Raw genomic sequence first — 15716 nt, 5'->3', positions numbered from 1 at the left:
TTTTACTTCTCCTTAATCCGTATAACTGCCAATCCATTCCTGCCAGATGACTCGCACCTTTTCTGAGGCGTCCTGCAAAGCCTCCCAATGCGGGGTATCATCGGCATGAACATTGTTTTCCTGCAAGTTCAGCCAGCGTTCGTTTTCTACTTGCCGGTACAGTTTCCAGGCATGCAGCAAATCAGAGCCTTGTTGGGCATTCCAAACACCGGATTGCACCAAGGCCCTGATGGCTGCTGCGGTGCCGGTATTCTGACACAAATCCGGCTGCTCCGGGCAAGCGCCTAGCATAGCAAATTGTACAAGAAACTCGATATCTGTCAGTCCACCCGGGCTTAATTTCAGATGAAAAGCTTGTGGGGCTATGTTTTTATTGTCGAAAATACGTTTTCTCATGCTCCGCACGGCACTTTTCAAGGTCTCGGCGTCTCTTTCGGAACCCAAAATGGCATGACGCAATTGTTCGAATCGTGCTCCTAACTGTGAATCGCCGGCTACCCAGCGGGCGCGGGTCAGGGCCTGATGCTCCCAGGTCCAGGCGGATTGGTGCTGGTAGCGGCTGAACGTCTCCATACTGCTGACCAGAGGACCGGATTGGCCACTGGGGCGCAGGCGCATGTCAATTTCATACAGTATGCCTGCGCGGGTCAGCGTGCTGAGCAGGTGGATGAGCCTTTGTCCCAGGCGGGCATACCAGGTGGAGGCGGGAAGGGGGGCTGGACCGTCACTTTCCGCCTCAGGCGGGGCGTCATATAAATAAATCAGATCCAGGTCCGAGGCGAAGCCCATTTCCTGACCGCCCAGCTTGCCCAAAGCGATGACCGCAAATGACGCTGTCTGTCCATCCTGAGTGCAGATCCGGCCATGGCGGCGTTCCATTTCCAGCCGGGCCCAATCCAGCGCGGTTTGCAGGGTAAGTTGTGCCAGCTCGCTGAGTTGCCGCAGTAACGACTCAATGGATAACTGCTGCGTCCAGAAGCTGGCCGCAAGGCGTACCAGTTCGGCATTTTTAAAGCGCCGCAGGGCATCCATGCGTTCTTCCTGGTCTTCCGCATACTGTAGTTGGGCGTGGAGAATTTCCGGCCATTGCCCGGGCTGATGGTTGTTGCTGAGTACATCATCGAGCAGCACGGGAAAGCGGGCGAGTTGCTGCGCTAACCAAGGACTGTGTAGCAGCGTGCTGCAATGCTGCAGATAGCGGGGGTTTTCGGCGAGGAGCGCGAGGTAATTGGCTTTGCTGAGTATGGCTTCCAGCAGGTTCAGAAAATGTTGAAGAAGCGCTTCGCTATCGGCTTCCTGTGCACAAATTTCCAGTATCTGCGGCAGCAAATTATCCAGACGCTGGCGTCCTTCCGTGGATAGCCGCAAAGAGACATCCCGACTATGGGCAAAGCGCCAGAGTCGTGACCAGCTTTCTGTCGGATTTGGAAAATGCAGTTTCTGGAAAATATTCTCAGGGAGCATGTCCAGAGTATGGTTTTGGGCATGTAGCCAGAGTTGCCGTCCCTGTTCCGGCGTATTGCTGGAATGCGCAGTTTGCGGAGCCAGGGTTTGTAAAAAAATGTGATGCACTTGCTGACGCAAACAGTCCAGATCCATCCGGAAACTGTCCACATCCTCATAGTGCATGGCGCAAGCCAGTCGCTGCCATTCGTTCTCATTGCGGGGAAGTTGCTGGGTTTGCTGGTCCTGGACCATCTGCAGGCAGTGCTCGGTATTACGAAAAAAACCGTAGGCCCTGCCCAATAACAGAAAATCGGATTTTGGCAGTAGATCCAATTCGTAGAGAATATCCAGCGTGCTGAGCGTGTTGGTATTGCGTAGTTGGGGGGTACGCCCCCCATGGATGATCTGGAGTGATTGACAGATAAATTCGATTTCGCGAATCCCGCCTTGTCCTTTTTTAATGTCCTGACTGCTTTCGCCCTGCTCGGCATCCATCAGGGCCTTGACCTCACGGAGTCCCTGCAGGGCGGTAAAGTCCAGATAGCGGCGGTAAACAAAAGGCCTCAGCATTTCCAGCACTTTTGCACCAAAATCCAGGTTACCCGCTACGGGTCGGGCTTTGATGAAAGCGTAACGCTCCCAGCCCCGCCCATGGACCTGATAATAGTGCTCCATGGCGGCAGCACTGATGCAGAGGGGGCCGGCATCCCCGAAAGGACGCAGACGCATGTCTATGCGAAAGCAGAAACCTTCGGCGCCGGGTTGATCCAGCGCCTGAATCAGCCAGCGCCCCAAACGGCTGAAGTATTCACTGTTTTCTAGGGAACGGGGACCATTACTGCTGCCATTTTCGCTGAAGCAGAAAATGAGGTCGATATCCGAGGATAAATTCAGCTCTTTTCCACCAAGTTTGCCCATGCCGATGACCGCGAAAGCAACTGCCTCTCCGGCATCGTTCTCGGGATATCCATAGGCTTGTTGCAATAAGGCCTGGCCGTATATGCAGGCCTGCTGTAGACAGGTTTCGGCCAAAGCGCTGACAGCCGCTACGGTTTCCGACATGTGCTCACCCGCCATGCGATCGCGCCAGATGATTTCAACCATCCGTGCATTGCGATAGCGCCGTAATGCCGTGTTGAAGGCCTCAGGGCTGTGGTCCTTCAAGTCGGGAGGCGGGGTGACTTCGCCCTTGGCCAGGCGGAGCAGGTGCTGGGGGTGATACTGCAGATGTTGGCGCAGAAAGGGGCTGGCACAGGCAACCTGCAAGCAATGCCGGAAAAAACCTGCACCCTTATCCAGCAGATTGTTGCGTTGGGTTTCCGAAAATGTTGCCCAGATGAGCTTGATCATTTCTTCTATGGCTTCCCTGTCTACAGGAATTTGCTGGAGAATTTCGGTGATCAGGGTGGGTAAGCGCGTCCCGGTTTTCGGGGGCATGGATTTTGGGCTTTCACCCATCGGATTTTCAGGCACAGGTCTCCGGGACATGGGGCTATTCCTTGGCAGGTCATGCATGTTCACAGTGTACCTGAAGATGGTTATGATACGATCCCTGTAATCCCCGTATATTTTCTTTTGCTACTCAGGAACTTCGCGTATTTCCTCGGCATTTTTACCGACATCGACCGGGCATCATGGCTGATGCCCATGCTGATGCCCCGCATCAGGCAGGACTGCGACAGTCCCTGCGCAGCCTGGCTGTTGGGTTCGCCCGGGTTTCAGCAGTGCTGGTCGCGGGTGCGATGCTGCTGATACTCGCCGCCTATCTGCTTTTCATATATAGGCCGGAATTGCTCCGGGATTGTCTGCGCAACGCCCTGGTAGAGCATTTCTCGGAACCCGTGCAACTGAGTGTCATCCGGACCGGATGGAAGGGCGGACCCACTGTGCAATTTCAGCACTTGCTGATCGGGTCTGCCGCCCATCCGGATTTGTCCCTGAACGACGTGGACTTGCAGTTTTTTGCCTTGCCGTTGTTCGCGGGCGATCTGCTGGTCAGAGAGCTGGACGTGGCCAGTGGTTCTGTAAAAATCCTCAAAAATGACTGGGGGCATTGGCAGTTGGCCGGACTGAAACCGGGTCATTCCAACGGTCATTTCAATCTCAAACTGGATCCAGCACGCCTGCAAATCCAACATTTTTTGATTGAACTACCGGATAATCAGCATTCATCAGACCTGCATTTGCAGTGGCTCAGTACCGGCGGCTTACGACCGGACATGCAGATTCATCTTGACTGGGCAAAAGGCGGCAGTCTGGAGTACGCGGGTGCAGCAGGAAATGGGCAATGGGCGCTACATGGCCTGCCCGTGGCCTGGTTGCATGAGCTGGATGGCCGTTTCCCTGCGCTGCAGGGAATGCTGAGTGCAAAGGGTAGTCTGGTCTGGCAGGATGGCTTGCTCAGCGCTTTGGACGGTCATTTTCAATGGCAACATCCGGGTTTTACAGGGCGGAAAGCGACCGGGGTGCAAGGGCAGCTCCGTTGGCAAGGGTTTACTCATTCGGGGCAGCTTGAGATTTCACCAATCAGCGGGATCAGTGCGCAGCCCTTGTCCGCCCGCTTGCGTCTCCACTGGAAGGGGCGATTGCAGGGTGATTTCAGTGCCAAGCGCTTGCCTGTTCAGCTGGTTATGGACATCGCCGGCCCTTTGTTGCCAGCGCACTGGCAAAACTGGCGCCAATCATCCTGGCACGGAAACTTGCGGGACATGCAGGTACATTTTGCAAGAATCCGGAACTCCCAAAAGCTGGGCTGGCAACTACAAACCCGGCTGGACGATCTGGATATTCCCGCTCTGGGCCAGGCCCCAGGTCTGGACGGTTTGAGCGGCCATCTTGATTTTCAACCGCAACAATTCAGTCTGCATTTGCAAAGCCGACAACTGAAGGTATTTTGGCCGCGTTATTTTGCGCATTCCTGGTTTTTACAAAAAGTATCGGGGCATATTTCCGGTCGCTGGAATGCTCAGCACTGGTCTTTGCAGGCTGCCCCTTTGCTTGTCCATGGTCCTGGAGATTTGCAGCTAACTGCCAGCATCGGTCCACAACAATTGCATTTGCAAGCCCGACTGCAGCACCTGCCGGCACGCGACATCAACACTTTTCTGCCGAATCAGGGAATTTCACCGGCATTGCAGCGCTGGCTTTCCATGGCCTTTCTCAGTGGCACTCTGGACAAGGCAGATTTGCGTTGGCGAGGCCCCTGGCAGCATTTGCCCCAAAACCACAATCATGACCATCTCAATCTGCAGGCGCATTTTCACAATGTGCATTTGCATTACGCAGCACGCTGGCCCGATGCGGAGCATCTGGATGCCCGTTTGCTGTGGACTGGAAATACATTGACCGTTCGCAGTCACGGGGATATTTCCGGTATTCCGGTGCGGGAGGCGCAAGTTTCTATTGGCAATCTGGATACGGCACTTGCATCGCCTCTGTATGCAGAAATCAATACGCCTCTGGCTATGGCAAAACTGCTGCCCTGTTTGCGTCAGACCCCGATTTTACGCCATGCGCAAACGCCGCCCCTGCAACTTTCCGGGGAAGGACAGTTGCATCTGGCCCTGAAGGTGCCATTTCATCATGAAAAAACCCAGGTACAGGGTGTGCTTGCTTTGCAAAAAGCCGGTGTGAAAATGGGAAACTGGCGAGCTGAATCCATTTCGGGACCCATTCATTTTCAGCGAGATGCCATCAATGCCAAAAACCTGCAGGGTCAGTTTGTGGGCGGCCCCGCACAAGTGAGTTTACAAGCCAAAGCGCTTGACCAGCAGACTCATCTGCAGATGCAATTGCAGGGGTCGCTGCAGGCCGGGCAGTTACCGCTGCCGCAATCCTGGCAATCCAGACTGCATGGAGTGATTCCTTATCAGGTATCCGGAACTCTGGAAAATGGCAGACTGCGCTTATTGGGATCTGCCCGGTTACAGCGTAGTCGCAGTTCCCTCCCGGCACCCTTTAATTGGAGTTATGCGGATGAGACCCCCGTCAGCATCTCCGGACAGGGGCTTTGGGATCGTGCTTTTGATCTGACTGTTCACGCCGCTCAAGGCCAAGCCCGGCTGAGCTGGAAAAGCGAAGGCAGGCATTGGCAGTGGCGGGCTGCAGCGCTGCGTCTGGGTGCTGGCCCTCTTCCCAAAATGCCCGGCTACGGCGTGAGGATAGATGGACAGGGTCAGGTTCTGCCTGTGGATGAATGGTTCGCTCTCTTACCGGCAGGTGGCCCGGGAGGCAGCTTGCCAACCACTCGTTTTGACCTGCATTGGCAGCAAGTGCAACTGCTGGGACAGGTTTGGCAGCATACCCGGATGCAGGGAGAAGCCCGTGGCCGTAATTGGCATTTGCGCTGGCGCAGTCCTCAGTCTGCAGGCAAGCTCACTTATCAGGCGGCAAGGATTCCGGCACAAGCGGCCGCCATTCACCTGAATGTGCAGAAACTGGTACTCAGCCCTGCGCAGACCGAACCTCTGCAGTCTGCCCGGCGGGCTTCAGGAATGACTTCTTCTCCGGCCTGGGCCTCAGGTGGTCCACTGGACCTGGATGCCCATATGGACCATCTGGATTGGCGGGGGCATCTTGCCCATGATGTGAGCTTACAGGCGGAACGCTCGCCAAGCGGCTGGCAACTGTCGGCTTTGAAAGGGGAGTGGCTCGGCAGTCACTGGGACCTCAGCGGGGCATGGCTGCCCCATGATGGCGGCATGACTACCGTGCAGGGAACCGTGCAAAGCCATAATATCGGCCCGGCGCTGGAAGCGCTGGGGATGAACAGTCTGGAATACGGGCAAGCCCGCTATACGGGGAAAATTTCCTGGCCGGGCGCACCCTGGAATTGGAATGTGCAGCATCTTCAGGGGACAATCCAGTCCCATATAAAAAACGGCCGCCTCAAAAAAATGGGGACGGATGTGTCCTGGCTGGTTTATGTGAACCCAACAACCCTGCTGAAAGACCTGCTCACTCTGGATTACCGCCCACTATTTGGAGAGGGTTTGTTTTTTCATGCGCTTTCGGCAAAGTTTGTGCTCGGGAAGGGTTTGGCACGCAGTCAGGATATTCGCCTGAACTCCAGTGCGCTGGCCATGCATGGAGCAGGAACTCTGGACATGGTTGATCAGCAAATGAACCTGAATTTGCAGGTTTACCCTTTACAGAGTTTTGATTGGCTTCTAGGAGATTTCCCGCTGCTGGGCCCGGCACTGTTTGGGCATTCGGGTAAGGTGCTAGAATTAAACTATCTAGCCCAAGGCTCTTGGGAGCACCCCATGGTTACTCGCATATCGTCGTCGTCAGCAAAGGATAAATAACGCATGGACGCTCAGCTTGCCGTGATTCAGATGGTTTCTTCGGATATCCCTTCAGAAAATTTTGAGCAAGCCGCAGGGCTGATTCGGGAGGCCGCTCGTGAGGGAGCGAAGCTGATCCTGCTGCCCGAGAATTTTGCCTTTATGGGACGTCATGAAACAGACAAACTCGCGCTGATGGAACCTGATGGTGAAGGTGTTATTCAGTCCTGGCTGGCGGATCAGGCGCGGCAACAGGACTGCTGGCTGGTGGGCGGCAGCATCCCCATTGCGGCGCCTGACGGACGCTGCTTTGCAGCTTGTCTGGTTTACGATAATGAAGGCCAGCGCCGTGCGCGTTACGACAAAATCCATCTTTTTGATGTCAATCTGGCTGGTGGGGAAACCTATCGTGAATCCCGCAGTATCGCGCCGGGCAAGCTGCCCGTTCAGGTAGAAACCCCTTGGGGTCAACTGGGGCTCTCCATTTGTTATGATTTGCGTTTCCCGGAGTTGTATCGTCATTACGCTGGTGCCGAACTGCTGGTGGTGCCAAGCGCTTTCACCCGACAAACGGGTGCCGCCCACTGGGAAAGTTTGCTGCGCGCCCGAGCCATCGAAAATCAGGCGTACGTGCTGGCTGCCGATCAGGGTGGTCTGCATCAGAATGGTCGCCAGACGTTTGGCTGCAGCATGATTATTGACCCCTGGGGGCAGGTCCTGGCCCGCATGGAACAGGGGCCGGGATGGGTGATGGCTGGAATGGACAGGGATTACCTGCAAAGTTGCCGAAAGCAGTTACCCGCTCTGCAACATCGGCAACTGGACTGAGGGTTTCCTACCAGGCGATATAGGCATAACCTTTTTGCTGCAGGGTAATGAGATCCACCGCGCCGCTAAACACGGGCACCGCCTGTGGAATCAGATCTGCCTTGTCGATGTGGATGGTTTTCATGGTCTGTTCACAGGCGTTGAAAACCACGCCATACATGTGCAGGCTTTCTACCTGTTCCATAATGAATTTTTCGTAATGTTGATGATTTTTCGGGGCCTTGACCAGCAACCAGAGGCCGGGTCCGAAGCAGTCGATGACAATGTCGGCATCGCTGTTGAAATGGCCGAGGACGACGGCAGCACTATGCAGGATGTCCAGAATATAAGCCGGATCGGACTTGTTGAGTTGAAACACTACCTTGTTTTTGGTTGGCCCCATCATGCCCTGGGCGTTGCCCTGATTGCTGATGGCCAGGGCACCGACTCCAGCAACAGCAGCAATACCTCCGATAAACTGACGACGGGAATGGTTTTTGGATTGGGTCATGCTATTCTCCTGAGCTTTACAGATAAGACATCCCTTGAAGCATAGCAATAATTAAGCCGGGGAATGCGCGAAGACCGGAGGAGCGTTGAGATGTTGCAGGTTTTTATGGTTGGGGAGTGTGCATGAAGCAGTTTAACGGAGCGTTTTTTCGCGACTTGTGGCGTATCAGCAAGCCATACTGGTGGCATTCAGAAGAGCGCTGGAGTGCGCGGGGTGTTTTCGCGTTGATCATTATTCTCAACCTGTTTATGGTATTTATTTCCTACCGCATTACCCAATGGTATGCCGTTTTCTGGAATGCCTTGCAGCGTTTTGCCGTCAATGCGGCCTGGCATCAGATGCTGATTTTTCTGTTGCTGGCGACAGCCTACATCATAGCCGCCGTATCCCAGACTTTTTTTACCCAGATGCTGGAAATCCGCTGGCGACGTTGGCTGACCCGCCATTATCTCGACAACTGGTTGTCCAAAAGCACATTTTACCATATGCAGGTGCTCGGCGATGGCACAGATAACCCCGACCAGCGTATCAGCGAGGATCTGGCCAGTTTTACCAGCCAGACCCTGAACATCATCATTGGCCTGCTCAGTTCAGTAACGACTCTGGCGGCCTTTGTGTTCATGCTCTGGGAATTGTCGGCCATGATTACCATCCCCTGGAATGGGGCTTTATACACCATTCCCGGTTATCTGGTTTGGGCTGCATTGATATACGCCGTATTTGGAACCATTCTGACAGCGCTTATTGGCCGCCCGCTGATCAAGCTCAATTTTAATCAGGAACGCTATCAGGCGGATTTCCGTTTCAGCATGATGCGTCTGCGAGAAAACAGCGAGAGCGTAGCTTTATATGGAGGTGAAAACGAAGAACGCCACCATTTTCTCCGGCGTTTTGCCGAAGTGTATGCGAATTACTGGCGGATCATCTGGCGATCCATGCGCCTGAACTGGTGGGTGTCAGGGTATGGTCAGGCGGCCATTATTTTCCCGATTATTGTCAGCATGCCTGCCTATTTTGTGAATAAAGCCATTGGCATCGGCGGACTGCAGCAAATCGCCTCCGCTTTTTCCCAGGTGCAGGGTGCGCTTTCCTTTATTGTCAGCAGTTACAGCAGTCTGGCCAACTGGCATGCAGTCGTCGATCGTTTGCGCTTTTTTGAACAATCCATGGACGAGGTGCGGGTCATCCGTGAAACCCACTATCAGATTGAACGGAAAAACGCGCCCAACCTGCAGGTCAAGCATCTCAATGTGCGCCTGCCCGATGGCCGGGAACTGGTGCATGACCTGAATCTCGACGTCCGTCGTCGTGAGCGACTGTTGATCATGGGGCCTTCCGGTGGCGGAAAAAGTACGCTGATCCGCAGTCTGGCAGGTATCTGGCCTTTTGGTGACGGAGAAATCGGGCTACCCGAAGGAGAGCGCCCCTTGTTTCTTCCCCAAAAACCTTACTTGCCTCTGGGTACCCTCCGGGATGTTCTGGTGTATCCCTTTGGCGCCAGTGTGGATGATAAGCAACTGCAACAGATTTTGCGCAGGGTTGATATGAGTAGTCTTGCCGACAAGCTGGATGACTCCCGGCTCTGGTCGCATGTGTTATCCTTGGGGGAACAGCAGCGTCTGGCTTTCGCGAGGGTGCTGGTGCAAAAACCGCAGTGGATATTTCTGGATGAGGCGAGTTCGGCTCTGGATGAGCCCGCCGAAAACCGACTATATCAATTGCTGGTCGAAGCCCTTCCGGAAAGCGCAATCATCAGTGTCGGTCATCGCTCCAGTTTGCTGCAGCACCACCAGCATTGCCTGCGCCTGCAGGGTAATGGTGCCTGGGTGCTGGAAGTCGTCCAACAGCAAGGCCCAGCAGATGGTTTGCACCCGGCACCTGCATGACCGGCAAACGATCAACACAAAGTCGAGCTTCGGCTCATCATCAGGAAATTTAGGAGATGCAATTATGGCAATGACCGCAAAAGATTTACCCGTTGGTGGCGCCATGCCCGCTTTTTCTTTGCCAGAGGGAGGGCAGAGTACGCTTTGGTCCAGTACATCCGCCCGGGGCAAGCCCTTACTGGTGCTGTTTATCTGCAACCATTGTCCTTATGTACTGCATATCAGCAGGCAGCTGGGCGAGTTGGCCCGTCAGTGGCAAAATCAGGGAGTTCAGGTGGTGGCGATCAACAGTAATGATCCGGACACCTATCCTGAGGATGCCCCCGAGAAAATGCCTGCCGAAGCGCAGCGTGCCGGTTATGACTTTCCCTATCTTTTTGATGCAGATCAAGCCGTAGCGAAGGCCTTCAACGCCGTTTGTACCCCGGACATTTTCCTTTTTGATCAGGCAGGCAAGCTTTTTTACCATGGTCAGTTTGATGACAGTCGTCCCAAAAATACGCTGCCGGTTACCGGAAAAGATTTATCGGAAGCGGTAGCTGCCGTGCTGGAAAAGCGTGAGCCTCCGGCAAAAGTCCTGCCCAGTGTGGGTTGCAGCATCAAGTGGCGAGCCGGTAATGAACCGGAGGGTTGGGCATGATTCCCGTTCAGCGCTGTGCCGTGGTTACGGGGGCATCATCGGGTATTGGCGCAGAAACAGCCCGTCAGCTTGCACATCAGGGATGTAAGGTCTACGTCGGTGCCCGCCGTCTGGAAAGACTGCAGGCATTGGCAAAAGAAATTCAGGGGGTGGCCCTGACTCTGGATGTCACTGACACGGAAAGTGTCTGTCAGTTTGTCGATCAGTTGCCCGAGGCTGTAGATATTCTGGTCAATAATGCTGGTGGTGCGCTGGGCCTTGAGCCGATTGCCGAGATGGAGGAATCCCACTGGCAACGCATGTGGGACAGCAATGTGCTGGGCCTGGCGCGGATGAGTAAGGCACTTTATCCACGACTGTTGAAAGCTTCTTCGGGCGTTGGGCATCTGGTCAATATCGGCAGTATTGCCGCCCATGAAACCTATGCCGGTGGTGGCGGTTATACGGCCTGCAAACATGCGGTCAAGGCGATTACTGAAACCCTGCGCGTGGAATGGTTGGGCAAACCCATCCGCATTACCGAAATAGATCCGGGACTGGTGGAAACCGAATTCAGTCTGGTGCGCTTTGCCGGAGATGCAGAACGTGCAGCGAGTGTATATGCAGGTATGGAGCCTTTGGTGGCAGCAGATATTGCCGACGCCATTAGCTGGGTGGTCAGCCGTCCTGCCCATGTCAATATTGATGAAATCATTATAAAACCACGTGCTCAGGCGCGAGCCGGGCTGGTACACAGGGATTAAAGCGTCTACCGGCGCAGAAAATAATGATAAACGAACAAGAAAAGCGCCGTATTGGGCAAGTGCTGTTGCAGCGCGGATTTATTTCTCTGGAACAGCTTGAACGCGCTCTCCGCCATCAAAAGCAAGGGAGTGAACGTCTGGGGAAGTTGCTGATTGCTGAAGGACTGGTCAGTGAGCAGGATCTTGCCCTGGGTCTTACCAGGCAGGCTCGTCTTCGTCACGATGATCGTAAACTCAAAAGTGCCCGTATGTTGGCAGGCTCTACAGAAAAGCTGCGTATGGATCTCGAAAAGCAGTCCCTTGATTTATTGAAAGAATGGCAACAACGGGTGCCCCGCATACCGGATCGCGAAGCTGGGGGAGAAAGAAAAAAACGGGACGCGGCTTTGCGTCAAGCGATGGACTTTCCTCGTGCCCTGGCTGTCGCCAGAGAGGCCATAGAAACGGCCAAACGCAAGGGAGATCCTGGGCGCTTGCGACGTTTACTCAGTGTTTTGAAACAGGTCGAAAAAGATCTCGAAGCTTTTCGTCAGGCGATTGCTGGAGCCTCTTTCCATCCAGTGCATGAGTGGGTGGCACGCTGGCAGTTTTTGCAGGAGTGCGGAAAGGATATTCAGCGCGCCTGCGTCTAAGTTTCAGTGAAAAATATGCTGAAAAATACCGCTGGCAATTTGTTGTTGTTTGGTCACAAAGTTGGGGTGTTGCTGAACCTGTCGTTGCCGGCGCAGGCGGAGCAGGCGTTTCTGTAATTCCCGTTTGATGCGTTGTCTTTCATGTCCTGCCATGAAAGAAGAGTAACTGGGGAAGCTGCGAACCCGACGCAAAGCCGCCAATAAATTTGTGCTGTTATCCATCTGCTGTCTCCTTAGCTTTCTATTGAAAACAATAAAGCAAGGAGCGTGCCAATAAAAATAATTGTGAAAAATCAATTTACTAGAATTATCCGAACGGTCAGTTGGCCGCTTTCTGTCACGTTTTGACGACAAGGTGCCCGTTTTTACAGGGTGCCCCCTAAAACCGGCGGTGGGTCGGGAAGCTTTGCCGCGACTTTGGCCGGTGTCGCAAAAACTCCCCACTGCTCAAGGGGACGTTATTGTAACCGGAAGGCTAATGCCGGCGGAAAGCGTCCAGAACCAGAATTACCGCCCCGATGGAAATGGCGCTATCGGCAATATTGAAGTAAGGCCAATATAAAGAACCCCAGTGCGCCCCAATGAAGTCCACTACATAGCCGAGGCGAATGCGATCAATCAGATTGCCTACAGCACCGCCAAGAATGAGTGCGAGAGCGATGGCGGTCCAGGTGCTGCCGGGTTTGAGGCGACGCAGGATGGCGACAATGACGACAACGACCAGCAGGGCAATACCAATGAGCAGCCAGCGCTGCCAACCGCCTGCACCTGCCAGAAAACTGAAAGCAGCCCCCGTATTATGAACGAGGCGAAAATTCAGGAGGCCGGGGATGACGACAATACCCTGTCCCACCCGCCAGATGTGACTCAGCCAGAGTTTGACGCCCTGATCTGCAAGGATGACGGCAAAAGACAGCCAAAGGTAACGTAACATCAGCAGAACTCCCGTTGTTCGCCTGGTAATTCAAGATTGCTTACACAACGACCACAAATTTCCGGATGTCCGGCATGCTGGCCGACATCATGACGGCGATGCCAGCACCGTGCACATTTGCTGGCTGTGCTCGTTTGTACCTGCAGGGCAACTCCGGGAACCAGTTCGGCGCTGTTTTCCGGTCGCTCGGAGTAGGCATGGATGCTGCAGGCGGAAGTCATCAAAAAATAGCGCAGTTCTTCTCCCAGAGGGTGCAGAAACGCCTGCCAGTCATCGTTGGCATAAATCTGCAGTTCGGCATCCAGACCCGAGCCGATTTGCTTGTCCTGACGTAGCAGTTCCAGCGCCGCATTGACCGCATCCCGTAATTGACTGAGACGCTCCCAGCGGGCGTTCAGCGCAACGGTATCTGCGGGCAAAGGGAGGTCTGGGTATTCACCAAAAAACACGCTGGGTGCTGGCCGATCGCGCATTTCCTGCCAGATTTCTTCTGCGGTAAAGCTCAGGACGGGTGCCATCCAGCGGACCATGGCTTCCAGCATCAGCCAGAGGACAGTTTGTGCGGAACGGCGGGCGCGAGAAGCAGCCGGTGAGGTATAGAGGCGATCCTTGAGTACGTCCAGATAGAGGCCGCCCAGATCAATGGAACAAAAATGATGGAGCTTTTGCTGGACCTTGAGAAATTGGTATTCAGCATAGGCCGCACGAATTTCTTCCTGCAACAGTGCGGTGCGCGCCAGCATCCAGCGATCCATTTCCAGCAACTCTGCTGCGGGCAGTGCGTCTTTTGCGAAGTCAAAATCGTGGGTGTTGCCCAGAATGTAGCGGGCCGTATTACGAATGCGCCGATAGCTATCCCCCAATTGCTTGACGATGGCATCGGAAATGGGAATTTCGCCCCGGTAATCTGCCGAAGCCACCCAGAGGCGCAGAATATCCGCACCATAACGGTCGATAATGCTCTGCGGGGCGATGACGTTACCCACTGACTTGCTCATCTTGCGGCCTTCACCATCCACCGTGAAGCCATGGGTCAAAACCGCCTTGAACGGTGCACGCCCCCGGCTCGCCACAGACTCCAGCAGCGAAGACTGAAACCAGCCACGATGTTGATCTGAACCTTCCAGATACAGATCGGCAGGACTCTGCAGTTCCGGACGCTGCTCCAGGACAAAGGCGTGGGTCGAGCCGGAATCAAACCAGACGTCAAGAATATCCGTGCTCTTGTGAAAATGATCATGTCCACAGGCTGCACAATGCACTTCTGCAGGCAGAAAATCTTCGGCAGGCTGGGTGAACCAGGCATCAACACCGTTAGCTTCCACCGCCTGAGCAATCCGTTCGAAAGTTGCCGCATCGCGCAGCGGTTCACCACACTGGCCGCAGAAAAACAGGGCAATGGGTACGCCCCAGGCTCTTTGCCGGGAAATACACCAGTCCGGGCGCTGACGGATCATGCCGGCAATGCGCTCCTGACCCCAGTCGGGAATCCAGCGCGTTGCTTCTATGGCAGAGAGAGCCTTGTCGCGGAGCTGGTTGGCAGACATGCTGATAAACCATTGCGGTGTCGCCCGAAACAGCAGGGGCGTCTTGTGTCGCCAGCAATGGGGATAGCTATGGCGGATTTTTTCCAGATGCAGTAGGGCATCTTCCTCCTGCAGCAGTTCGATGATTTTTTCGTTGGCTTGACGAATATTCAGCCCGCCAAGACCACGGGGCAGGTCATCACGCAAGCGGCCGTTATCCTGTAAGGGGCTTTCTACCGGCAGATGATAATGACGACTGGCCTCATAGTCCTCCACGCCATGCGCAGGCGCGGTGTGCACACATCCGGTACCGGCTTCCAGGGTAACGTGTTGGCCGAGAATGACCGGAACCTGACGATCCAGAAAAGGATGCTGCAGAATCAGTCCTTCGAGCTGCGATCCGGTGCATTCTGCCAGAATGGCAGGACCATTTTCCGGGGTTTCCCCATAACGGGCGAGGGTGCTTTCGGCCAGATCGGCAGCCACCAGAATATGGCGATGCCCGCTGCGCAGGAGCACATAAGCATAATCAGGATGTACGGCGACCGCCTGATTGGCGGGTAAAGTCCATGGGGTGGTGGTCCAGATGACCACGCTGGCTGCGACAGCCTCTTTCAGCCCCAGCCGTTGCTGCAGGTCAGCCGGATTGGCAACGGCAAAAGCCACATCAATGGAGGGATCCGTGCGATCCTGATATTCGACTTCCGCTTCGGCCAGTGCACTACCACAATCCACACACCAGTGGACGGGTTTGGCACCGCGTACTATCTGACTATTGACGGTCAAGCGACCAAGTTCCCGAAGAATATTGGCTTCTGCTGCGAAATGCATGGTCAGATAGGGATGCTGCCAGTCGCCGAGGATGCCGAGTCGTTCAAAATCCTGCCGTTGTCCTACAATCTGGCCTTCTGCGTAGGTCCTGCAGGCGTTGCGAAATTCCTGGGCACTGACTTTTTCTCCGGGGCGTCCCAGTTCCTTTTCCACCTGGATTTCAATGGGTAAGCCATGACAATCCCAGCCCGGCACATAGGGGACCCGGTAACCTTCACTCAATTTGCTTTTATTGATGATGTCCTTGAGGATTTTATTGACCGCATGGCCTATGTGAATTTTGCCATTGGCGTAAGGCGGGCCGTCATGCAGGATAAATACCGGAGCGTTACTGCGCGCCGCCTGGATGGCGGCATACAAATCATGCTCCTGCCAGCGCGCCAGTGTCGCCGGTTCGCGTTCCGGAAGTTTGCCCTGCATGGGAAAGTCCGTTTGGGGAAGGTTCAGTGTCAGCTTGTAGTCCATGAGTTTTGAA

General features: G+C 54.6%; 11 protein-coding genes. 6 read left to right on the top strand and 5 right to left on the bottom strand.

The window, feature by feature from the left end; translation table 11 throughout:
* Positions 1 to 12 precede the first annotated feature (12 nt).
* Positions 13 to 2934 carry a bifunctional [glutamate--ammonia ligase]-adenylyl-L-tyrosine phosphorylase/[glutamate--ammonia-ligase] adenylyltransferase gene (gene glnE / locus H7F08_RS00540; RefSeq protein ID WP_176212001.1) on the bottom strand — a complete coding sequence of 974 codons (2922 nt, stop codon included), beginning with the start codon at positions 2932 to 2934 and terminating at the stop codon, positions 13 to 15.
* Between the two features lie 146 nt (positions 2935 to 3080).
* Between glnE and H7F08_RS00535 the strand changes: the two genes are divergently transcribed.
* Together H7F08_RS00535 and H7F08_RS00530 are read left to right on the top strand one after the other, a co-directional pair.
* The gene (locus H7F08_RS00535) at positions 3081 to 6752 is read left to right on the top strand and encodes a YhdP family protein (RefSeq protein WP_193639656.1); all 3672 of its coding nucleotides are present in this window, start codon (positions 3081 to 3083) and stop codon (positions 6750 to 6752) included.
* A 3-nt stretch (positions 6753 to 6755) separates the two neighbouring features.
* A complete protein-coding gene (locus H7F08_RS00530) occupies positions 6756 to 7559 on the top strand; it encodes a carbon-nitrogen hydrolase family protein (RefSeq protein WP_081577354.1) in 804 nt (267 codons plus the stop codon).
* Between the two features lie 7 nt (positions 7560 to 7566).
* On the opposite strand, the gene H7F08_RS00525 is transcribed toward H7F08_RS00530, so the two are convergent.
* A complete protein-coding gene (locus H7F08_RS00525) occupies positions 7567 to 8049 on the bottom strand; it encodes a DsrE family protein (RefSeq protein WP_010637846.1) in 483 nt (160 codons plus the stop codon).
* Positions 8050 to 8171: 122 nt separating this feature from the next.
* Here H7F08_RS00525 and H7F08_RS00520 point away from each other — a divergent pair, with 122 nt between their 5' ends.
* The 4 genes from H7F08_RS00520 (at position 8172) to H7F08_RS00505 (ending at position 11950) form a co-directional block, all read left to right on the top strand.
* Positions 8172 to 9935: an ABC transporter ATP-binding protein/permease gene (locus tag H7F08_RS00520; RefSeq protein WP_193639655.1), complete on the top strand. Its 1764-nt coding sequence runs from the start codon at positions 8172 to 8174 to the stop codon at positions 9933 to 9935.
* Positions 9936 to 9999: 64 nt separating this feature from the next.
* On the top strand, positions 10000 to 10575 hold the full coding sequence (locus tag H7F08_RS00515) for a thioredoxin family protein (protein ID WP_081577355.1): 576 nt from the start codon (positions 10000 to 10002) through the stop codon (positions 10573 to 10575).
* A complete protein-coding gene (locus tag H7F08_RS00510; RefSeq protein WP_081577356.1) occupies positions 10572 to 11318 on the top strand; it encodes an SDR family NAD(P)-dependent oxidoreductase in 747 nt (248 codons plus the stop codon). The genes H7F08_RS00515 and H7F08_RS00510 overlap by 4 nt, the downstream gene beginning before the upstream one ends.
* A gap of 23 nt (positions 11319 to 11341) precedes the next feature.
* Entirely contained in the window at positions 11342 to 11950 is a 609-nt protein-coding gene (locus H7F08_RS00505; protein WP_193639654.1) for a hypothetical protein, read from the top strand.
* A 3-nt stretch (positions 11951 to 11953) separates the two neighbouring features.
* Here the strand turns inward: H7F08_RS00505 and H7F08_RS00500 are convergent, their stop codons facing one another.
* The 3 genes from H7F08_RS00500 to ileS form a co-directional block, all read right to left on the bottom strand.
* A complete protein-coding gene (locus tag H7F08_RS00500; protein ID WP_024893642.1) occupies positions 11954 to 12172 on the bottom strand; it encodes a hypothetical protein in 219 nt (72 codons plus the stop codon).
* A 253-nt stretch (positions 12173 to 12425) separates the two neighbouring features.
* Positions 12426 to 12884, bottom strand: coding sequence for a signal peptidase II (lspA, locus tag H7F08_RS00495; protein WP_010637856.1), 459 nt, complete (start codon positions 12882 to 12884; stop codon positions 12426 to 12428).
* Positions 12884 to 15706 carry an isoleucine--tRNA ligase gene (ileS, locus tag H7F08_RS00490; RefSeq protein ID WP_193639653.1) on the bottom strand — a complete coding sequence of 941 codons (2823 nt, stop codon included), beginning with the start codon at positions 15704 to 15706 and terminating at the stop codon, positions 12884 to 12886. The genes lspA and ileS overlap by 1 nt, the downstream gene beginning before the upstream one ends.
* Between the last annotated feature and the right edge of the window lie 10 nt (positions 15707 to 15716).

This window comes from Acidithiobacillus sp. HP-11, assembly GCF_015100075.1.
Lineage (GTDB): Bacteria > Pseudomonadota > Gammaproteobacteria > Acidithiobacillales > Acidithiobacillaceae > Acidithiobacillus > Acidithiobacillus thiooxidans.
Note: the sequence above shows the minus strand (reverse complement) of the source record. Positions and strands in the feature narration are given on the sequence as shown.